At 60.8% G+C, this 20,521-nt stretch carries 20 protein-coding genes and 1 pseudogene; 9 read left to right on the top strand and 12 right to left on the bottom strand.

Features of this window, described 5'->3' with window-relative positions; translation table 11 throughout:
* Positions 1-16 precede the first annotated feature (16 nt).
* Both CBW66_RS10820 and CBW66_RS10815 read left to right on the top strand, forming a co-directional pair.
* Positions 17-907: a LysR family transcriptional regulator ArgP gene (locus CBW66_RS10820; protein ID WP_086138374.1), complete on the top strand. Its 891-nt coding sequence runs from the start codon at positions 17-19 to the stop codon at positions 905-907.
* A gap of 105 nt (positions 908-1,012) precedes the next feature.
* Entirely contained in the window at positions 1,013-2,023 is a 1,011-nt protein-coding gene (locus tag CBW66_RS10815; protein WP_086138373.1) for an alpha/beta hydrolase, read from the top strand.
* Positions 2,024-2,129: 106 nt separating this feature from the next.
* Here the strand turns inward: CBW66_RS10815 and CBW66_RS10810 are convergent, their stop codons facing one another.
* The 6 genes from CBW66_RS10810 to CBW66_RS10785 all read right to left on the bottom strand — a co-directional run bounded on the left by CBW66_RS10810 (position 2,130) and on the right by CBW66_RS10785 (position 6,777).
* On the bottom strand, positions 2,130-2,768 hold the full coding sequence (locus tag CBW66_RS10810) for a phasin family protein (RefSeq protein ID WP_086138372.1): 639 nt from the start codon (positions 2,766-2,768) through the stop codon (positions 2,130-2,132).
* A gap of 282 nt (positions 2,769-3,050) precedes the next feature.
* Positions 3,051-3,386: a hypothetical protein gene (locus CBW66_RS10805; RefSeq protein WP_086138371.1), complete on the bottom strand. Its 336-nt coding sequence runs from the start codon at positions 3,384-3,386 to the stop codon at positions 3,051-3,053.
* A 27-nt stretch (positions 3,387-3,413) separates the two neighbouring features.
* Positions 3,414-3,785 (bottom strand): VOC family protein, encoded by a 372-nt coding sequence (locus CBW66_RS10800; protein WP_205701122.1) that lies wholly within the window; start codon positions 3,783-3,785, stop codon positions 3,414-3,416.
* Positions 3,786-3,902: 117 nt separating this feature from the next.
* A complete protein-coding gene (locus CBW66_RS10795; protein ID WP_086138370.1) occupies positions 3,903-5,180 on the bottom strand; it encodes a YncE family protein in 1,278 nt (425 codons plus the stop codon).
* 57 nt (positions 5,181-5,237) lie between these two features.
* Positions 5,238-6,122, bottom strand: coding sequence for a creatininase family protein (locus tag CBW66_RS10790; protein ID WP_086138369.1), 885 nt, complete (start codon positions 6,120-6,122; stop codon positions 5,238-5,240).
* 292 nt (positions 6,123-6,414) lie between these two features.
* Positions 6,415-6,777 (bottom strand): hypothetical protein, encoded by a 363-nt coding sequence (locus tag CBW66_RS10785; RefSeq protein WP_230492203.1) that lies wholly within the window; start codon positions 6,775-6,777, stop codon positions 6,415-6,417.
* A gap of 413 nt (positions 6,778-7,190) precedes the next feature.
* Here CBW66_RS10785 and CBW66_RS10780 point away from each other — a divergent pair, with 413 nt between their 5' ends.
* The 4 genes from CBW66_RS10780 to CBW66_RS10770 all read left to right on the top strand — a co-directional run bounded on the left by CBW66_RS10780 (position 7,191) and on the right by CBW66_RS10770 (position 9,138).
* The gene (locus CBW66_RS10780) at positions 7,191-7,607 is read left to right on the top strand and encodes a hypothetical protein (protein WP_086138368.1); all 417 of its coding nucleotides are present in this window, start codon (positions 7,191-7,193) and stop codon (positions 7,605-7,607) included.
* Positions 7,608-7,827: 220 nt separating this feature from the next.
* Positions 7,828-8,094 (top strand): hypothetical protein, encoded by a 267-nt coding sequence (locus tag CBW66_RS28425; RefSeq protein WP_139841661.1) that lies wholly within the window; start codon positions 7,828-7,830, stop codon positions 8,092-8,094.
* Entirely contained in the window at positions 8,091-8,621 is a 531-nt protein-coding gene (locus tag CBW66_RS10775) for a hypothetical protein (RefSeq protein ID WP_086138367.1), read from the top strand. Before CBW66_RS28425 ends, CBW66_RS10775 begins: the two co-directional genes overlap by 4 nt.
* A 94-nt stretch (positions 8,622-8,715) precedes the next feature.
* Complete coding sequence (locus CBW66_RS10770) at positions 8,716-9,138, top strand: hypothetical protein (RefSeq protein WP_086138366.1); 423 nt, start codon at positions 8,716-8,718, stop codon at positions 9,136-9,138.
* 756 nt (positions 9,139-9,894) lie between these two features.
* On the opposite strand, the gene CBW66_RS10765 is transcribed toward CBW66_RS10770, so the two are convergent.
* From CBW66_RS10765 to CBW66_RS10755, 3 genes and pseudogenes are all read right to left on the bottom strand, one after another.
* Positions 9,895-10,767 (bottom strand): transposase, encoded by an 873-nt coding sequence (locus CBW66_RS10765; protein WP_086138365.1) that lies wholly within the window; start codon positions 10,765-10,767, stop codon positions 9,895-9,897.
* Positions 10,768-10,880: 113 nt separating this feature from the next.
* Positions 10,881-11,057, bottom strand: a pseudogene (locus CBW66_RS29390) (integrase); the annotation flags it as partial.
* A gap of 96 nt (positions 11,058-11,153) precedes the next feature.
* On the bottom strand, positions 11,154-12,071 hold the full coding sequence (locus CBW66_RS10755) for a LysR family transcriptional regulator (RefSeq protein ID WP_086138401.1): 918 nt from the start codon (positions 12,069-12,071) through the stop codon (positions 11,154-11,156).
* A 137-nt stretch (positions 12,072-12,208) separates the two neighbouring features.
* Between CBW66_RS10755 and CBW66_RS10750 the strand changes: the two genes are divergently transcribed.
* Both CBW66_RS10750 and CBW66_RS10740 read left to right on the top strand, forming a co-directional pair.
* Positions 12,209-13,432 carry an FAD-dependent monooxygenase gene (locus CBW66_RS10750; RefSeq protein WP_086138364.1) on the top strand — a complete coding sequence of 408 codons (1,224 nt, stop codon included), beginning with the start codon at positions 12,209-12,211 and terminating at the stop codon, positions 13,430-13,432.
* Positions 13,433-13,909: 477 nt separating this feature from the next.
* On the top strand, positions 13,910-14,335 hold the full coding sequence (locus tag CBW66_RS10740) for a GNAT family N-acetyltransferase (RefSeq protein ID WP_086138400.1): 426 nt from the start codon (positions 13,910-13,912) through the stop codon (positions 14,333-14,335).
* A gap of 216 nt (positions 14,336-14,551) precedes the next feature.
* On the opposite strand, the gene CBW66_RS10735 is transcribed toward CBW66_RS10740, so the two are convergent.
* The 3 genes from CBW66_RS10735 to CBW66_RS10725 all read right to left on the bottom strand — a co-directional run bounded on the left by CBW66_RS10735 (position 14,552) and on the right by CBW66_RS10725 (position 18,652).
* Positions 14,552-16,198, bottom strand: coding sequence for a methyl-accepting chemotaxis protein (locus CBW66_RS10735; protein WP_086138362.1), 1,647 nt, complete (start codon positions 16,196-16,198; stop codon positions 14,552-14,554).
* 92 nt (positions 16,199-16,290) lie between these two features.
* Positions 16,291-17,400, bottom strand: coding sequence for a patatin-like phospholipase family protein (locus CBW66_RS10730; protein WP_086138361.1), 1,110 nt, complete (start codon positions 17,398-17,400; stop codon positions 16,291-16,293).
* Between the two features lie 325 nt (positions 17,401-17,725).
* A complete protein-coding gene (locus CBW66_RS10725) occupies positions 17,726-18,652 on the bottom strand; it encodes a LysR family transcriptional regulator (RefSeq protein WP_086138360.1) in 927 nt (308 codons plus the stop codon).
* Positions 18,653-18,759: 107 nt separating this feature from the next.
* Here CBW66_RS10725 and CBW66_RS10720 point away from each other — a divergent pair, with 107 nt between their 5' ends.
* Positions 18,760-20,319 carry an MFS transporter gene (locus tag CBW66_RS10720; protein ID WP_086138359.1) on the top strand — a complete coding sequence of 520 codons (1,560 nt, stop codon included), beginning with the start codon at positions 18,760-18,762 and terminating at the stop codon, positions 20,317-20,319.
* Positions 20,320-20,521: the final 202 nt, after the last annotated feature.

Here is a 20,521-nt window from a genome sequence, read left to right as displayed (position 1 = left end):
TATATAAGAGAAACTTATGCGCGTCGTCGATTACCGTGGATTGGCCGCCCTCGACGCCGTGATCGGCCTGGGCAGCTTTGAAAAGGCCGCGCAGGCGCTGGCGATCAGCCAGCCGGCCGTATCGCAGCGCATCCGCACCTTGGAAAACCTCGAAGGTACCTTATTGATCATCCGCAGCCACCCGCCGCTGCCGACGGAAGCGGGCCAGCGCCTGATCGCCCATTACCGGCAAGTCAAGCTGCTCGAAGCGGCGCTCGACGCCCAGCCCGGCCCCACGACGCAATTGCCGGCGCTGGCCATCGCCGTCAATGCCGACAGCGCCGCCACCTGGATCCCGGAAGCGCTGGGACCGCTGCTGTCGCCGCCGTCGTGCCTGCTCGATATCCGCCTCGACGACCAGGACCATACCTTGAGCCAGTTGCGCGAAGGGCGCGTGTTTGCCTGCGTCACCAGCGCCAACGACCTGGTGGCCGGCACCACGGCCACGCCGCTGGGCGGCATGCGCTATCTGTGCGTGGCCTCGCCCGTATTCGCGCAGCAATGGTTCCCCCATGGTTTTACGGTCGAGGCCGTCAGCCAGGCGCCCGCCATCACGTTCGGCAGCAAGGATGCGCTGCACGAGCGCTATTTGCAGCACCGCCTCGGCTACACGGGCCGCTATCCGCACCATGTGCTCGGTTCGGCGCGCGACTTCGTGCGCTTCATCGAAGCGGGCTATGCCTATGGTATGGTGCCCTTGCTGCAGGCGGAAACGGCGCTGGCCGCCGGCAAGCTCGTCGATGTGGCGGCCGGGCAGGCGCTCGACGTGCCTCTGACCTGGCATGCCTGGGATATCCAGACGCCGCTCACGCGCACTCTGTCGGACGCCGTCATCGCCACGGCGCGCAAATGGCTGTTGCAGGATTGATTGACGCATGCAACATTTATCTATGCCAGACAGCAACTTCCCCGTGTGCGCCCTGCCCAGTCTGGCCTACACTGCAAGCATCAACCATCACCATCGGGAGCCTGCATGACGATCCTGCGCACCACCCTGCTCGGCTTGCAGGCGGCCATCCCGCTCGCTGCCGGCCTGGCCGCCTGCTCGCCCTTGATGGCCATCAATGCCTTGTCGTCCGGCAGCGCCTCGCACGTGACGCGCGGCCTGGCCTACGGCCCCCTGCCACGGCAGAAACTCGATGTGTACGCCCCCAAGACCCGCACGGGCCCCGTTCCCGTGGTGGTATTCTTTTACGGCGGCAACTGGACGACGGGCGAGCGCGCCGATTATGCCTTCGTCGGCCACGCGCTCGCCGCGCGCGGCTACCTGGCCGTGATCGCCGACTACCGGCTGTATCCGGACGTGCACTACCCCGAAATCCTGCAGGATGCGGCCCGCGCCGTGGCCTGGGCTGCGATGGAATCGAGCCGCCATGGCGGCGACCCGACGCGTTTGTTCGTCATGGGCCATAGCGCCGGCGCCTACAACGCGGCCATGCTGGCGCTCGACGCCAGCCTGCTGGCGCGCCACGGCATGCGCCCGCACGACTTGCGGGGATGGATAGGCCTGGCCGGTCCCTACGATTTCCTGCCCATCGAAAACACCACCACCCGGCCCGTGTTCTTTTACCCGGACACGCCCGCCGCTTCGCAGCCCATTCACCACGTAACGGCCGACGCCCCGCCCGCCCTGCTGATCGCCCCCCAGCCCGGCAAGGACAAGCTGGTCGATCCACAACGCAACACAGGCGGCCTGGCCAGCGCCTTGCGCGCGCTGCACAGGTCCGTGACGGAAACCTATTTCGACCATGTGGGCCACGCCACCCTGGTCGCCACGCTGGCTGCCCCCTTGCGCAGGCTGGCGCCCACGCTGGACGCCGTCAGCGCCTTCATCGATGCGCACAGTGGAGCCGGCAACGCGGTCTCGTCTGCGGTCTTGTCAGCTACCGGCTCGCCGGCAGGCCCAGCCTTGCCGCCCCGCTCACCTGACTCAGGCACGACAGCCCCGGAGTTGCACGCATACGACAAAACGCCCGCCCCGTGAAGGGCGGGCGCTCTGCCCAAACCAATACGCACAATGCCGCGTGCCGGCTGGCCGCATAGCAAGGCTCGGCCCTCGCGATACGGCTCAGCCGCAAGCAGCCTCGTGCTTACTCTTTACGGCTGGCGCTGCTGCTCTTGCCCTGTGCGGAGCCAGCTTGCGATGCGCTGCCGCTGGCCGAGCTTTCGCTGCCGGACGACTGCTGGCTGCCCTGGTGGCTGGCGCTTTGCAGGCTTTGACCGTCACGGCTTTGGGCGCCGCGCTGCTGGTCGCGGTTGGCGCCGTTCTGATGGTAGGCCTGGAACGGTTCGGCCATGCGCTGCATCGCTTCCTGCTGCTTGCGCACGTTTTTCTCCGTTTCTTCCGAAGCGGTGCGGGCCACTTCCTCGGCCAGGGCCTTGGCGGTACGGCTCGTTTCATTCACATGCTGTTCGGCCACGTTGGCCAGTTCGACCTGCGTATCGGCAGCCAGGCGCGACACCTGTTGCTGATACTTGCGCAGTTGCTCGGCGGCTGGCTGGCCCGAGGCGGCGGCCACCTGGAACACATCTTCGGCGCGCTCGACCGTCAACAGGTTCTGGCTGGTGACCGTGCTTTCTTCCAGCAAGCCTTGTGCCAGTTGCATGTTCAGGTCACTGAAATGCTGCATCGACTGAAACAGCGACTTCGACAGGCCATTGAAGAAAGCCAGTTGCGCTTCCAGGTGGTTCTTGGCGGCGGGGGTAACACTACGGGAATATGGATACATGGAGTTCCTCATTAAATAGCGGTTGGGTGGACATAAAAACAGATGGCGACACCACCGGCTGTCGAACGGTGAGGCAGACGACCGGGCTACGCCACGAAACGCGAAAAAACATATCCGATTGGTGGAAAGATGCTTTGCAACGCGAGTCCCAAGGCTACGTGAGCACCGCAGGTGAGGCATGATCTGGATCAAAGGTGCGCTGGACTGCGCAAAAAGTTTGGGCTGGACGGCTTGCTCTTGGCAAACGTCAGTAATGGAAAGGAAAATCTGTGTCAGACAAGCTCAGCCAGCGGCGCCCTTGCCCGGCACGACGGGCTTGTAGCCATGGCTGCGCAGCGACGCTTCCAGCCAGCGGTTGCCATACCAGCCACGCGCCAGCAGGTAACTGAGCTCCGCGCCGGCCATCAGCAGCATCATCGGACCGATGCGCAGTTCGGTGGCGAGATGACTGCCAAACCACAGGCACGCATCCATCGCCAGCATGAGCAGCACCAGCCACCAGCGGCGCTTGGCGACGGCCCAGAACGAGCCCAGGAACAGGGCCGGCCAGGAGAAACCCGCTTTGACGTAGGCATAGCGGCCGGCATCATCGGCAAACAGGGTGGCGCTGTGCTTCATGCTGCTCTCTTCAGGTAATGCCCGGCATCAAGGCTCGGGACGGTGGCAGACGGCTTCGACATTGTGGCCATCGGGCCCCAGCACGAAAGCGCCATAGTAATTCGGGTGGTACAGCGCGCGGATGCCTGGCGCGCCATTGTCCTTGCCGCCCGCTTCCAGCGCGGCCTTGTAGAACGCGTCCACCTGGGCGCGGTTGTCGGCCGCGAAGGCGAGATGCATGCCGGCATGCGCCGCGCCGCCTGCGCCGAACCAGAAATCGGGCTTGCCATCCTTGCCCATGCCAACCCAGCCCTGCTCTTCCATCACCACCGACACGCCCAGGGGCGCCAGGGCGGCGGAAAAGAAAGCCTTGCTGGCCTGTGCATCGCTGACAGTCAAACCGATGTGATCAAGAATCATGATGGTGTTCCCTGGAAGTAGTGGAATGGAAAAGACAGTATGCGCGAACATTGCCTTTTAAGCAATCACAACGGCGGATGCGGCGCATTTTCTCCAGGGAAATCGCCAGGCGGCTGGCTAGCGCAGGTTGCCCGTATGCCCGAGCGAATAGCGGCCCGGCTGCGGCCACACGGTCAGGCCGTGCGGTTCCTGGCCGACTTTCACTTTGGACACATCACCGCTGGTCGTCTCGATGCGGTAGACCACGTCGTCGAAGCGGCCGGACAGCCACAGATACTTGCCATCGGCGGACACATTGCCCATGTCGGGGCTGCCGCCGCCGGGAATCGGCCAGTTCGACACGACTTTTTCCGTGGCGAAATCGATCACGCTGACGCTGCCCTTGCCCTTCGGCTTGCCATGGATGCGGTGCGTGCCGCGGTTGGCCACGTATAATTTCTTGCCGTCGCGGCTGGGGTACAGGCCGTGCGCGCCCACACCCGTCTGGATGAAGCCGATTTCCTTCAGGGTGGCGCCATCGACGATGTGCACGCCGTCGGCATCCATGTCGGCAATAAAGAATTTCTTGCCGTCCGGCGAGATGCGTATGTCTTGCGGCATGCCCTTCTTGACGCTGCAGATTTCATTCGCGGGGCCGCCCACGGGGCCGGACTCGGCAAAGCGCTTGGCCGGCATCTGCAATTTCAGGTAGCCGTCGACCTTGCGCCCCACCAGGTCGATCTTGGCGATGGTGCCGTCGAACTCGCAGGTGAACATGGCGTAGCGGCCGTCATTGGAAAAATCGGCATGGTTGATGCCGCCGCACTGGGGCGTGTCGATCGAATACTGCACGGCCATGGTCTTCGGATCGCGGAAATCGAGGCGGTGGCGTGCTTCAGCCACGACGATGGCCGACTTGCCGTCCGGCGTGAAATACATATTGTAGGGATCGTCGACCGGCACTTCCTTGCCCGGCTTGCCCGTCAAGGGGTCGACGGGCGTCAGACTGCCCTTGTCCGTGCGCTCCGCATTGTTCGCCACCCACAGGGTGCGCAAGTCCCACGACGGCACCACGTGCTGCGGGCCGCTGCCGACCTTGAACTTGTCGACCACCTTCAGGCTGTCCTGGTCGATCACGTAGACATCGTTCGAGCGCAGGTTCGGCACGTAGACGCGGCGCAAGTGATCCTTGACGACGGCGCTCATATTGCTGCTGGCGATGCTGCCGTAGACGTTTTTCGGGTCCACCAGCGGCGGCATGCCAGGCAGCGGAGAATAGGCGGCGGCCGGCGCCGCAGCGGCAACCGCCGGGGCCGGCGTGCTGGCGCCGATGACCTGGCTGGCCACGCCCAGGCCAGCCAGTGCGGCAGCCAGGGCGGACAAGGTGACGATAGTGCGTCGTTGAGATTTTTTCATGTGTTTTCGCGTCGTTTCGTTGCAAAAGCCGGAAGTTCAGCACTTCCGGCGGAAGATTTACTTATTTCGTTGCAGCAATTGCTTGATGGCAGCCACCGAGGTGTCCACCTGCAGCTTGATACCGATCTGGCCCAATTCGGCCGTGGCACGCGTGGCGTCGCCGCGCACGCCGTCCGCCACGCCGGGCTTGGGTCCGCGCGCCATGGCCTCGCTGCGCACCAGCGACGGGTCCGTCGCCAGCATCAGCGCCGCGTCCGCCAAGCCCGCATGCAGGCCGATCTCGGCGCTGCTGTGGCCGCGCTTTTGCAGTTCGGCAATATAGGCCGACTGCGTGATGTCATAGTAATCGAGCAAGGCGTAGGCGCGCGCATCGTTGGCGGCGGAAGCTTTGCCCCAAGCCCGGTTGAGCTTGTTGGCCACGTTCTGCTCGTTTTTTTGATAGCCGCCATGGTCGCCGATAAAAATGATGTCGCGGAAGCCATGCTGGCGCAGGCTGGCGGCCGCGCCTTCCAGCACGGCTTCGAAATCGGCGGGCGGTATCGAAATCGTGCCGGCAAAGCGCATGTGACCGGCCGGTGGCGAAATCGCGCCTTCCGGCACGTAGGAAACGACGGGCGCGACGATGGTATTGCCCAGCTTTTGCGCAATCTGCCGCGCCAGCAAGCCGGCGCGCACATTGTGCTTGCCCAGCGCGATATACGGCCCGCTCTGCTCGACGCCGCCGATCGGCACGAGTACGGTGGTGGCGCCGTGATCGATACGGCTGCGCAACTCCGTGCTGGTCAGGTCTTCCAGCATGACGCTGCTGCTAGCTGGCGTGGCCGCCGTGACGGGTGCTGCAGGAATCAGGAACAACAAGGTCAGGGCAAACAGCGGGCCGAATGGCTTGGACAGACGGGAGGGCGCGCGGGGCACCTGTGGCAGGGGGAACTGCAGAGTCATAAGCAAACATCTTCCAAGGTCAAAGCGTGACGCCGTGCCCGGCCTTGCCAGGCAAGCTGGCTGCCACGCAGGAATTGTATTCCATCATGACGGGAACGGCACGTTAATTTGCTACGGTGCTTTGCAAGGAATTGACGAGGAGAAACTAAGTACAAAGTGTTGCCCAAAGAAGCGGCAAACATGGGCCTTGCACGGCATGGTCGACGAGAGCGGCGACAGAAACGCCGCCGCGAGTCGCTCCCCATGCATTCCACCGGCGATGCTGCTTTAGCTGCTGCGCCTCGATGACTTGTCAGGCGGCATGATTGACGGCTTCGTTGCGTTTCTCCGCATATACCTTGAGCGACAACATCGTCCTGGGCAACCCTTCCCTGACTTGCCTGGCAACGCCCGGGCCGAACAGAAAGGCCAGCGCACCCGTAAACCACACGCGGTGCGCGACTTCCGACCCGCCCTCGACGGCAGCGACCGTGTGCTCGAAGTGAATGCGGAACAAGGGGATGTAACCCTCGACGGTGAATGAACGCCCTGCGGTACGCTCGGTGACCAGCAGCGGATCCCCATCCCCTTGTTCGGAACGATCCGGCCATGTGTTCCCACGGCGAATGGCCCGTTGAGCCGGGCTTGCTTCGTATCCGGATCCCACAAATGCCATCGGTCAACCTCGCTCCAGATTTGGTCAATGACCGCGGGCGGGACGGCAATATGGATGTTTTCTTCGATATGCAGCAATTGGGGAATCTCCATATCATTTCAATGAAAGTAAAGGGACCTTCCATACGGCGCCGCGCGGTGCCAGGATATTGGCCAACGACTAGCATTCATCATGCAGTATCGCCATGATAATTGCGCCGATCAAAACATCTTCTTCCAGCAAAAACCAATACAGCTGCTATTCTTTTTTCTCGACAGAAAAGATACATTACTGGGGATGCAGGATACACTGTAATTTGTTTTCCTTACCAACATAAACGGATTGCGCTTGCATTTGTCGCCGACAGAACAGGGGCACGATGACAGCCTGGCTCGAGAAACATAGCCGTGATCCCATTGATTTTTTGAGAGATTATGAACGCAACACATTGGAGGGTTCAGGAGCTCATCCATTACTCAGCGGATATCGCCTGGCTTAACGCCGAGGGTGCCCGTCGTGCATATGATTTGGCGGGCCTTCATGATTCGAAGACGCATCTCGGCCTGGACGCCAATACCGTCAGCGCAATCGAACGGCTCGCATTCGGGAGTGACGTGGCCAGTGCCACCAACTGGCTGCGTGCCCGTGTGCCGAGAAATCAGCAGGTCATCGTGGTGTTTGGAGAGGACGAATGCTTCTTGTGCAGCAGTGCATTCCTGGTCGAGAATTGGCGGAATATTTTTGTTCCCTCACGTGACGACGCGATGATCTATTCGAACGACACGCCGCTTATCCTGTTTTATTGCCATGAAAATGAATTCGAGCTGGGGCAGCGGCTTGTTTTTGATTAAAAGCCGAGTTCGACCAGGAGCGGACATGAGAAAACATTGATAGCAATGACCGGGAAAATTAAAACAAGATAACAAACGGATCTGGCAAAAAAAGTTCAAGCCTATTAGAAATAAATACTGGCTGCGAGCCCTGCTCTGCTCTGGAGTTTTTTCAACACAATTGGCCAAAACCCGGCGGTGAGTCAATTATTCGCATGTCAAATTTTGATATGCTTGATACATGAATCAATTTGAACTCACGAAAATTTTTTCTGCACCATCCACTGATCTTGCTCGTGGCCCCAACGATGAATACTTTATCGACGGCCGGGGCTGGTTTGCGGCGACGTTAACCTGGGACGAATCGGCAATTCGCCTTGTCGACTTCACTGGCAATCATGGATTAGCTTTCCCGTATGTGGAAAAATGCCGCACGATTCTGTATACTGTCATCACTGACGGATGGATGGATGGATGGACAGTGGCCCCCTTAGTGAATCGAAGATGAATTTTGACAAAGTACGCGAAATCCTGCACACGAATGATGGCTCGCTACCTGATATCAATTTTGATTTTGGGCAGAAACGGGTTGCCGGTGATGCATATGCCCTGATTCAACGGCGAGCAACTCATCTGGCGATGGAAAACCCATATTACTGGTCAAAGAGTAGGAGCGAGGAATCTCCAATTCGCTTTGGCGAAAATCCGGCGATCGGATTCTTGGATGGGGATGCTGAAGGATTTCATGTCGTTTTCGGCGGCCTACGATCTAACGATGGGGCGCCTATTCCTGATTTGGGATTCTTTGTGCTGGACCTGGGTTTCATCGCCCTCGACTATAGGATGGGACCTGAGTGGGATACCCCTGCAATAATCGGGCTATTCGAAATAATGCGGGACCTAAAGTCGCTCTCTGATATTGTCCATATTTCCCACGACGGTAACATCTTTGAATCGAATGACGGCATTCTTCTCACTGAATTCAAGAATTGGTTGTACGATCACAATTCGCATACCGGCGCCGGGCAGTCCTAATACCTGATGTAATGTAAGTCCGCAGCCAAAAGCGGACCTTCGCCGACTGGCAGCTTCGGGCCGACGGCAAATTCATAATTATCGGGAGTTCTATATGGACGACGAGCAGCTCGTAGAAAAGATTTTGCAGTCTCTCGTCGAGCTGGAGCAAGAGGGGGAACTCGTTCTCACAACCAACTCTGGTTCTAGCGTAGCGAGATACATTCTGGACTCGGCATTAAAACAACTAGTTACCACTTTTCGTGACTCGGACGCACCGATAGAATGCACGATGCCGCACCTGCTAGAGCAAACTATCGACGAGTTAAAGAAACGGTTTGGGGTGCCGAGTCAGCGCGCTCGAGAGATTACAGGCTCTTATTACAACCAGTTACTTGCACGTCTAACAGTTGAGAAGATTGCTGAACTTTACTGGCACGATACCGCTAGCGAGATGGCGAAGCGTTCCTACTACCGCGTTGAATTGGACAAGGACGACAGCGAGTTTGAATACCTTGACTGGCGTCGTAAGCACTGAGCTTTGCCTACTATCATTTCATTTGTATGGCGGCTTTGGGTCGAATCCAGGCTATAGTGGGACGCGCTGGATTTTCGTACTGACGACCTGCCATGCGGAGCTGAGCTGAACGGCCTGGTTCGGCCATAAGCAGACGTACCACCTATACTTTCCCTCGGATTAAACTCGTAACATGAACCAAGATCCATCTCCCTACCTAGCGATGAAGCAGCGCTGCGCTTCTGCCGAAGAGGTATATCGGAAGGCCTGGGAAGATGGATTCAAACGACACGAATGCCTCCTTTTGATAATGGGTGTTTTCGAGTTTGAGATGTCGGTAGCTCGCGACATTGGTCATGAGATTTGGCGAATAGAGCGGGATCAACATCTGTAAGCGGCCGCTTTAAGGCGAAACCTGCCAACGACAGCAGTCGGCCCCAATCGCGAAGGTCCGAATTGGGGCTATTGTGTTGAAAAACTCTTGGGTAAGACGTTTCACAAGACAATCAATGTACAGGAAAATTGTACGCAGTGGCGGTGCTGGGCTCGCTTAACGCATCACTAGTTTCACGCTCTGTCTTGGCGGAAGCAGCATTTCGATTTGAGCTGGCAGACCTGGCAGTCATACAGGCTGGCCCGATAGCGAAATGGGTTTTTCTGCTGGCTACGCTGAGCGTGTTTCAAATACTTGCCAGCAGGGCAAACATAACGATTGTTTTCTCTATCGAAGAGGAAATCGGCACGGCTGAAAGTGCCGTCGTGATGCTCGGATTTATCTCAGACAGGAACATGCGGGGCGATCTTCTTTTCATCGACCAGCCATCCCAGCATTGCGGCCACACCGTAATTCGTATCGCCCACCAATCGCTGTGGCTTGATAGCGAATTTCTCCTCAACCCGGTTGATCATCGTTTTGGTCGATTCGACCTCGGCTATCTTGTTGACGGCGGATGCCTCGACATCGACAATCATTCCCACTTTCAAATCGATCAGGTAATTTGTTGAGTATGCGAAAATAGCCGGCCCGGCAGCGGCAGTCCAGGTTGCAGCCGGATCGGTCAGCGTGCTTCTTTTGGCCGGCACTGGATTGGCTTGCTCCAGAGCTGCCAGATATTCTCGCACCGGTCGACTTGCCTGCTCAGGATCACCCCAATCGATAGCGGAATCGCCTGAACAGGAACGTTGCCGCTGGGCGTTAGCCTTGATCATGCTGGCGTCGGTTGCAAACCCTTCACCCTGTACCAAGCCTTCTGCCATACAACCTCGAAGAACCGAATCGAATAGCTGGCGAAATGCATCGTGATCGCGAAAACGGCCGTGTCTATTTTTGGAAAAACTTGAGTGATCCGGCACCTTGTCCTTCAGACCCAACCGGCAGAACCAGCGGTAGGCCAGATTCATGCCGACTTCTTCGCACAGCCTCCGCTCGGAACGTATGCCATAGCAGTAGCCAATAATCAGCATGCGGGCCATTAGCTCGGGATCGACTGATGGCCGACCTGTATGGCTGTACGACTGAGCCAAGTTCTCGCGAAACTCGCTCAGGTCGAGGTAGTGGTCCACCGCTCTCAGCAGATGGTCTTCGGGAACGTATTCGTTTAGACTAATCAAGACGAACAGCTCCCGTTTGGTCTCCTGACGTCCCATCATCGCAGCCTCCGTCCTTTCTTTGCTTAGACAGCGGCAAATCGTGAAGGCCGCGTGCTCAACTGGAGTTTTTCAACGCAATAGAGCGAAAGCTGATGCCTCCCTTGTTCTTGGGCGTCAGTCTGTTCGGCCATCTCGAGTGCGTCGACGATCTCAATTCCTGGATATCGCACAGTACTCTCCAGCCGTGTATGGCCCGGCAAAAGCTGCACTGCACGTAAAATTTTTATGCGTCGGCAAATGAGTATTGGCTTCGTCCGGCGCATCGTGTGCGTGATCTATGCGGTCGGGTCGCCAATGGTACGCAACGGGGCGGAATATGCCCACGACGGCAACCGCAGCACCGGAGCAGGCATTCGGCTATTCGGGCGTGTTCCTCAATTCGATTTTCATCTTGAGCCGCTCCCGACTCCTTCCAACCGCAGCTGTATCAATTCCAGCAAAGCCCGAACCCGCGCAGTCACGGAATGCCGATGACTGTACGCGCCAAGCAATTGCAGCGGCGCAGGGCACAGGTCCAGCGGTACTTCCCGCAATCGGCCTGCGTCAAGATATTCCTGGCATGGATAGGCCGCCACTATCGCGAAGCCGATGCCTTGCAGCGCACCCGCCAATGCCAGCTCTCCGCTGTTAACACGATAGCGGCTACGCACAGCGACCTTCACGATTTCGCCTGTGGCGTCGAGAAACTGCCAGGGCTGGCCCTTTAACGCGCTCAAGGTGGTAATGCAAGGCAATGACCTAAGTTCGCGCACCTGGCGCGGCATTCCGGTCTTGGCTAGCAGGGCGGGCGCCGCGACCACGATGCTGGGCAGCGTAGCGAGTTCGCGGGTGATGAAAGTACTGTCATCCTGCCGCCCACGATGGAAGACGATGGACAGGTCCATGTCTTCTCGGAGAGCTTCCAGGCCGGTCAGGCGCGTGTCGCATTCCAGTTCGACGCCGGGATGGAGGCTGCAGAATTCGGCCAGGATAGGCGCTAGCAGCCTTGGCGCTTCGCCTGGCATGCACATCCTCAGGGGGCCACGCAGTTCACCCTGTACTGCGCCAAGCTCTTCCTTGGTGGAGAGTAAGGCGTCGAGCAAGGGTTTTGCGCGTTCGTAGAGTAGCCTGCCAGCTTCCGTCATGCGCAGGTGGCGGGTGCTGCGTTCCAGCAAACGGACGCCCAGCATGCGTTCCAGCGAGGCGACGTGGCGGCTGACGTTGGAAGATGGCAGGGTCAGCAGGCGTGCCGCGCCGGCAAAGCTTTGTTCATCGACGACCGCCACGTAGACACGGATGGTATTGAGGTCGAGGGCATTGCGCATGATTATCCCGATTAAGGTATGAAAGCTGCCCATTTTCACATACTAGTACTCCAAAGTGGCGCAATTTAAGATGCTGTCTCGTCCGATGGATCGCCGTCGGCGGTGCGTCGGGACGGATTCAATAGGAGAGCTTCAGCATGGAAATAGGAATACTTGGCGGCGGCATTGCAGGGTTGAGCGTGGCGCTTGCCTTGAGCCAGCGGGGATACAGTCCCCGGGTATATGAGCGCCGGGTGGGGCCTGCGACGATGGGGGCTGGCGTGACGCTATGGCCCAACGCTGGCTTTGTGCTGGAGGAACTGGGACTGCTGCAAGACATCGCTGCTGTGGGAGGCCGGCCAGTGGCCATGCACCGTCAAGATGCCGCGGGCAATTCTTTGGGGGGCATCGATATTGCGCTGCTGGACCAGGTGATGGGACATCCGACCCATACGATTTTGCGCCGGGACTTGCAGGCGGTACTGCTGGAGCATGCGGCACAGGCCGGGATCCCGGTAGCATTCGGGCATCGGGCGGTGGCGATCGACCTCGATGCTGACGGCAAAGCCGTGGCGCGGTTCGACAACGGGGTCAGCATTCGTCCAGATCTGCTGATCGGCGCCGATGGCCGCATGGACTCGGTGGCACGCCGGTTCGTCGCGGGGGACAACACGCCCGTTTATCAGGGCTTCGTGAACTGGGTGGGTGTGGCGCAGGGGGACAGTGCCTTAGTGGGCGATATCGCGATTCAGGATTATTGGGGTTCGGGTGATCGCTTCGGTTGCGTGGCGGTCCGGCCGGATTTGGTCTACTGGGCGGCGGCGCAGGCACGGCCCTTGCCGGGGGCGGCGCCCGCAGCGGATATGCGTAAGGAGATTGAGGATCTGTTCGCGGGATGGCCGGAGCCTGTCACCCGCATCATCCAGGCGACACCGGGGCATGCCATCCGATTGATTGCCGTGCACGATCTGGAGCCGCTGCACACGTGGAGCCGGGCGAATGTGCTGCTCGTGGGGGATGCGGCGCACGCGCCGTTGCCGACATCTGGCCAGGGCGCCTGTCAGGCGCTGGAAGACGCCTGGCATCTGGCTCGCTGTCTGGTTGGAGCGGACGGCTGCCTCGATGAAGCCTTGCTGCGCTTCGCGCAGATCCGCGGGCCGAAGACCGCGAAGCTGGCCGAGCAGGGTCGGGTTTTCGCGCGCGGTCTGTTTGCCACGGATCCTGAAACCTGCCGCATTCGCAATGAGCGCGCCAAGGCATCCGATCCCTTGCGTGACGTGCATGCCTTGGCAGCAGGATGGGCGCAGGGTTTGCCGATGGCCGGCTGCACGGACGGCACGCCGGTGGACGGCGTTGGCTCCGGCAGTCTGTATCGCCTCTGAAAGACGGTGCCACTGTAGACACCGCATGGCGTCTCCGGCCGCGAGACGCCTCACTATGGAGCGAGCCTGGCATGTTCGGACACTTTCACTTGATAAGCTTGTGAAAGGGAGTGAAAACATGAAATCAGCGACAGATACACCGGCGTTCCGGGCCCAGGCAGTCAAACTCGTGCTGGCCCAAGGGCTGAAGCTGGAATCGCGGTCCCGCAGCGTCGCTGGCGAACTGGATAGGTGCCGCGCCGCCAAACGCGGCACCTATCCGGCCGCACCAGCTGGTATGCTCTTCAGTCTGATATTGGTGATATCGCTCACAGACGATTTTATATCGTACGCTACGAAATTACCGAAGGTACCAGACGCTCTACAACAGAGCATCGGCTAATCAAATGGGTCGGCTATGACTGGTCGACGACAGGCGGGAGCCGCCAGAAGAGAAAGTACAGTTCTTGAAAAATGTTGTTTGAACCTATACCCAAAATGAACATTCGTAAAGCTGCAACCGGCGACCTGGAACGTATCGTCGAGCTATTGGCACAACTAGGATATGCAAACGAAGTCGAGCAAGTCGACAGATACTTACATGAACTACGTCAAAGTTCGTCGGGCGAGGTATTTGTAGCGCAGGACAGTGAAAATGTTGTCGGAGTTGCGGTAGTGCATACCATAAAGCCGTTACATGTTCGAGGCACCTGGGCTCTACTATCCGCTTTGGTAGTGGACGACGAACGCAGGAGTTCAGGCGTCGGAGCAAGCTTATTAATTGCTGCGGAAGGGTTTGCGTTGCAGCATGGTTGTTCACAGCTTGAATTGTCCAGCAGCAGTGCTCGTACCCGAGCGCATCTGTTTTATGAGCGTAACGGCTACCAGGAAAAACGCCTACGTTTCGTTAAAATCTTGGCATAGCCTGCGCGCTTCGGGGCGAAAGCGAACTGACGTCCTCGAAAGCTCAGCAGACGCCCTGGCTGGCGCGCAACCCGACGGTGGCTCCCTCTTCCCTGCCGCCCTGCCAAGCCGGGCAACGTTACCTGCCCTCGCCACGGACTCAGAACATCAACGCTCCCGCATGGGACAGCCCCTCCACCAAAGAAAAACCCCGGCGTACCGGGGCAGTCACAAGGCTTAAGCGCGGGCGCTGCGGCCGGGAAGCGCCAGGCGCCGGCTGGCCGCAGCCACGGCCGGGGCCGGCAAGCCGCCCGCCACCTTCAATGATTTTTCCCTGGCATCGCCGCGCAGGCGGAACACGGCCACCACGTCGACCAGTTCCACGGCGCGGTCTTGCAGCGAGGAGGCGGCGGCGGCCGCCTCTTCCACCAGGGCCGCGTTTTGCTGGGTCACCTGATCCATTTGCGAAATGGCCTGGTTCACTTGCTCGATGCCGGCGCTTTGCTCGTGGCTGGCGTTGGCGATGTCGCCCATGATGTCCGTCACGCGACGGATGCTGGCGACGATTTCTTCCATCGTCGCGCCGGCCTGGTCGACCAGCGCGCTGCCCGTGTTGACCTTGTCGACGGAATCCTCGATCAAGCCCTTGATTTCCTTGGCGGCCGCTGCCGAACGCTGCGCCAGGTTGCGCACCTCGGTCGCCACCACGGCGAAGCCGCGGCCCTGCTCGCCCGCCCTCGCCGCTTCCACGGCCGCGTTCAGCGCCAGAATATTGGTTTGGAAGGCAATGCCGTCGATCACGCCGATGATGTCGGCGATCTTCTTCGCCGATTCGTTGATCGAACCCATCGTGCCCACCACTTGCGCCACCACGGCGCCGCCCTTGCGGGCCACGTCCGAGGCGGACACGGCCAGGGTATTTGCCTGGCGCGCATTGTCCGTATTCTGGCGCACGGCCGAAGTCAGCTCTTCCAGACTGGAGGCCGTTTCCTCCAGCGACGAGGCCTGCTGCTCGGTGCGCACGGAGAGGTCCGCGTTGCCGGCGGAAATCTGCGCGGCCGCCACGCTGACCGTATCGGCCGAGGCGCGCACGGTGGCGATCACGCCGACGATGCGTTCGAGGAATTTATTGAAGGCGGTGGCCGTGCGGCCCACTTCATCCATGCGCTCGACGGGCATGGCGGCCGACAGGTCGAGCGAGGCGCTGACGCGCTCCAGCGTGTGTTCGATATTGCCCAGGCCGCCACTGATGGTGCGGTAAATATGCCAGGCCAGCGCGCCCGTCAGCAGCACGGCCACGCCCAGCACGGCCAGCATGGTGTTGAATGCCGTGTCGTAGGCGGCCAGGCTTTCAGCCTTCACGTCGTCGACCAGCTTGTTGTTGTAGGCGATATGGTCATCCATGCTCTTTTTCGCGGCGGCGGCCGTGATGGCCAGCGGCGTGCCGGCCAGCAAGGTGGCGCGCACGCCATCCATGTCGCCCGCATAGGCGGCGGCAAAGAATGGCACGAGCGCGCGACGGTAGGCTTCCATGGCGGCCTGGTCGGCGTCGAGCATCTTGCCGTCCGTCGCGTCGTACAGGCGCTCGGCGCGGTAGGTGGCGATGACCTTGTCAAAATTCGTGTTGGCGTCGGCCACGGCCTTGTCCAGCGCCGTCTTGTCGGCCAGGTTCGAGAACACGGACAGGCGATAGCCGGCCAGGCGCGAATCGGCCAGGAAACCCTTGGCCGCATTCAAGCCCTGGATACTGGGAATGATGCGGTTTTGCACGGTGTCAAAGCGCTCCTGGGCGCGCTGCAACTGGATGGCGCCGCCGGCGCCCAGCAATAGCAGGGCCAGCAAGGCGATGGTGAGGGTGAGGATTAATTGCTTGGTGATATTCATGGTGTTTCACAGTAAAAAGGGGCCTGGCAAGGCCAGGCAGGATGGGTAGCTGCCGATCGGGTGGCCGGGTTCGGGAGACGGGCGGCGCGCAGCTATGCGGCCAGCGGGGAAGCGTCCGGCGCGCGGCGCAGCAAGTCGCCATGCTGGCGGCAAAACGCCAGGCCCGCCTTGTGGCCCACGTCGAACAGCAGCTGCATGTTCGAGCTGGACCAGTCCAGGGTGTCGGGCCAGTGCTGCTCCGGGATGCCGCCCATCAGATCGAGTTTCAGCAAACGCCGCTTGGGCTGGCCCGTGCGCGCATCCGTATTGTGCTCGAGTTCAAACAGGCGCAGCTCGCTCTTGGAAATTTTCACCAGCGGCGTGATGATGGAGCGCACCCAGGCGTCGTACAGGTTGCGCGGCTTGCGCAGCAGGCGCTCGTCGCCGAGGATGTCGAGGATGACCAGGGTATCGGCGTCATGGTGCTCGCCCTTGCCTTCGATAAATGGGTCGAAATTGAGCGTGTCGAGCGCCGCGCCTTCGATATAGTCGTCGCCCGCGATGGTCGTCGGTGCATACAGGAAGGGAAACGACAGCGCGGCGCGCACGTGGATGGGCTCGATCTCATGCTTGCCCCAGATTTGCATGCGGTGCTCGCTGAGGTTGTAGGCATTGATGTAGAAATCGGGGCGCATGCGCGCCACGCCCGAGAAATCCACGGCTTTTTCCAGGAAGGGCAAGTGCGCGCACAGGCCCAGGCTTTTCGCCGACAGGTCCGATGGCGACAGCGACGACACCATCAATTTCCCCCAGTCCGACCAGGCCGAGGGGATGCCCGCAAACGTTTGCTGGAAGGCTTGAAAAAAAGGATTGTTCGCGGGCGGCTGGAAAGCGTCGCGGAAGGTGCTCGCATGCATGCCCGGCTTCTGGAAGACCTTGTAGTTGATCGGGATCATCTTGTAGATGCTGTCGGCCACGCCCGTGTCGGCCCAGCTTTGCAAGGCCTGGCGCGGCGCGGCGTCGTGCGGCGTCGTGTAAAGCAAACCCATCAACACTCCCGCGCCGGACGCGGAAATGACGTCGAACTCGATGCCCTCATCGAGAAAAGCGGCCAGGGCGCCGGCGATCAAGGTGGAATTTGGTGCACCGCCACCAAGCAGCAAACCCGTTTTGCGGGCCGGTTTCGCGGTCGCGGCTGGCGCCGGATCCGGCGGCGTCGTCATCACTGTCTTCATGCACACTCCCTGAACGGAACGGGGCGGTCACCCCTTAATTGTTGGTTACTACACGCTTATGGCGCCTAATCCTGCACATGTCCCCGCAACTGCCATGCTGATGCAATGTTGCAGAAACAGATATGAAATTAACATAAATAAATTCCTTATGGCAATTTCCATAACGAATGACCGGTATTCAGGAAGGATATAAGCTGATGCCGTGCGGCATAGACTAATGCAGTGCAGCAAATATAAATTGCGTAGCGTTAGGAATAATCGCTTTGGGGTAGGAATATTCCCCAACCCGCCGCCAGCGCTGGGGCCAGGGGTATCAGGGGAATGCCGCAGGGGCGGGAGGGGGCGACGAGAAATGCAGGTGGGTACACAAGTGGTCAACAAAGACGCGGATTTTGGGCGACAGGTGGCGGCTCGACGGCCACAGCACCCAGAACTTGCTCGCGTGTTGCAGGTAGTCGCCGAGCACGGCGTGCAACTCGCCCCTATCGATGGCGTCGCGCACGATAAAGTCGGGTAAATAGGCCAGGCCCACGCCCTGCGTGGCGGCGCCGATCAGGGCTTCGATATTGTTGCAGGTCAAGGCGGTGGGCAAGCGCAGCTCGCCGCCGCCGTCGCCCTCGGCGCGCCGCAGCGCCCACTCCTGTAATTTCCCCGTGGTGGGAAATTTATAGCGCACGCAGGCGTGCCCTTCCAGCGCGCGTGGCGTGGCCGGCACGCCATGGCGGGCGAAGTACGCGGAAGAACCGACGATGGCAAAGGCAAACGGCCCCAGTTCGCGCGCCATCAGCCGCGAATCCGTGAGCGTGCCGCTGCGCACGGCCACGTCGACGCCTTCGGCCACCACGTCGACCAGGCGGTCGTTGAAATCGAGGTCGAGCTCGATCTCCGGGTACTCGCGCGTAAAGTCCGCCAGCAGGGGCAGGATGATGCGGTAGCCGATCACGGGCATGCTGACGCGCAGCTTGCCGCGCGGCGCCTCGGCCAGGTGCGACAGTTCAGCCTCGGCATCGCCCAGGTCGGCCAGGATGCGCTGGCAGCGCTCGTAGAACAGCGCGCCCTCGTTGCTCAGGCTGATGCGCCGCGTGCTGCGGTTAAGCAGGCGCACGCCCAGCTTTTCTTCCAGCCGCGCCACGCTCTTGCCTACGGCCGAGGCCGACACGCCGAGCAGCCGCCCGGCCGCCACATAACTGGAAGTTTCCGCCGCGCGTACAAAAGCGGCTATGCCGTTTAAATTATCCATGCGACCTCAATTAGGGAATATTTGTCCGTTATGAGTGGATTTTCAGCCACTTTTTCATGGATTACATCCATATTATCATCAGATTTCCTCTTTTTGGAATCATTCCCATGGATACGAATCACCGCATGCAACCTGCTTCCGCATCCCGGCGCGCCTTCGTGCTCGCCGCCGTCTGCCTCGCTGCGCTGTGCATGCCGCTCAGCTTTACGGGGCCGGCCATCGCCATTCCCGCCATCGCCGCCGACCTGCGCGGCACGCCGCTGGCGCTGGCGTGGATCACGAATGCCTTCATGCTCAGTTTTGGCGGCTGCCTGATGGTGGCCGGCGCGCTGGCCGACCGTTATGGCCGCAAGCGCCTGTTCTTGCTGGGCATGGCTGTGTTTTCCGCCGCCGCGCTGGCCTTGGCGGCCGCGCCCGCCATCCTGTGGCTCGACGTGCTGCGCGCCGTCCAGGGCCTGGGCTGCGCCATGGCCCTGTCGAGCGGACTGGCGGCCCTGGCGCAGGAATTCGACGGCCCGGCCCGCGCGCGCGCCTTCAGCCTGATCGGCACGTCCTTCGGCGTGGGCCTGGCCTTCGGGCCCTTTCTGGCGGGCACCTTCATTACGCACACGGGCTGGCGCGCCATGTTTGCCGCCACGGCCGTGACCGGCCTGGCCGCCCTGCTGGCCGCCGCGCGCGCCATGCGCGACACACGCGACCCGCAGGCGCAAGGCGTCGATTGGCCCGGCGCCCTGACGTTTACGGGCTCGCTGTCCCTGTTTACCTATGGCTTGCTGCAGGCGCCCGGCAGCGGCTGGGGCAGCGCCGCCAGCCTGGGGCTGTTCGGTGGCGCGGCCTTGCTGCTGGCCGCCTTCATCGGCGTGGAGCGGCGCGCGCCGCGGCCCATGCTGGACTTGACCCTATTCCGCCTGCCCGCCTTTGCCGGCGTGCAATTGCTGGCGGCCGCACCCGCGTTTTCCTTCGTCGTGCTGCTCGTATTGCTGCCGGCCCGCTTCATCGGCATCGAAGGCTACAGCGCGCTGGAGGCGGGACGCATGATGATCGCCCTGTCCGCGCCCATGCTGGTGCTGCCCCTCCTGGCTGGCCTGGCGGCGCAGCGCATCGCCGCCGCACACATCTGCGCCAGCGGCCTGCTGCTGGCGGCGGGCGGCTTGCTGTGGCTGTCCACATGCGTGCCGGGCCAGGCGCCCGCTACCTTGATCGGGCCGCTGCTGCTGATCGGCTGCGGCATCAGCCTGCCATGGGGCTTGATGGATGGCCTGGCCATCAGCGTCGTGCCTGTCGAGCGGGCCGGCATGGCGGCCGGCATTTTCAATACGACGAGGGTGGCGGGCGAAGGCCTGGCGCTGGCCATCGTCAGCGCGCTGCTGGGCACGTTTACCGTGGCAGCCCTCGGTGGTGCCGGCCTTGCCGGCATCGGCGCGGAACAGGCGGCGCACGCCGGCCCCTTCCTGGCCTTGGGCGAGCTGCGCCATGCGATCACCCTGCTGCCGCAGGCCGGCGCCGCCGAACTGGCGCAGGCGTACGGCACGGCCTTCCGACACTTGCTGTATGTGCTGGCCAGCATTACCACGGTCTCGGCCCTGCTGATCCTGGTCTTTTTGCGCCATCCGGCACCTGCCGCAACGGACTCGGTCCCCTTCCCCGCCTGCGACACGCCTTCCTGATTTCCTCCTGCCATACACGGCGGCGCCCACGTGCCGCCGCCCTGCCTGATGTTTCTCCGCAACACCTCAAAAGTTTAGGAAGAATTCAAAGAATAAAACTAGTTTACTGATCAAAGCGCTTTGAACTATACTCAAAGCGCTTTGAAACATAACTAAAGCGCTTTGGTTGTGCGAAGTGACGCACGCCGATCCCACACCTATA

This window comes from Janthinobacterium sp. GW456P, assembly GCF_002127655.1.
In the GTDB taxonomy this organism is placed as follows: domain Bacteria; phylum Pseudomonadota; class Gammaproteobacteria; order Burkholderiales; family Burkholderiaceae_D; genus Janthinobacterium.
Note: the sequence above shows the minus strand (reverse complement) of the source record. Positions and strands in the feature narration are given on the sequence as shown.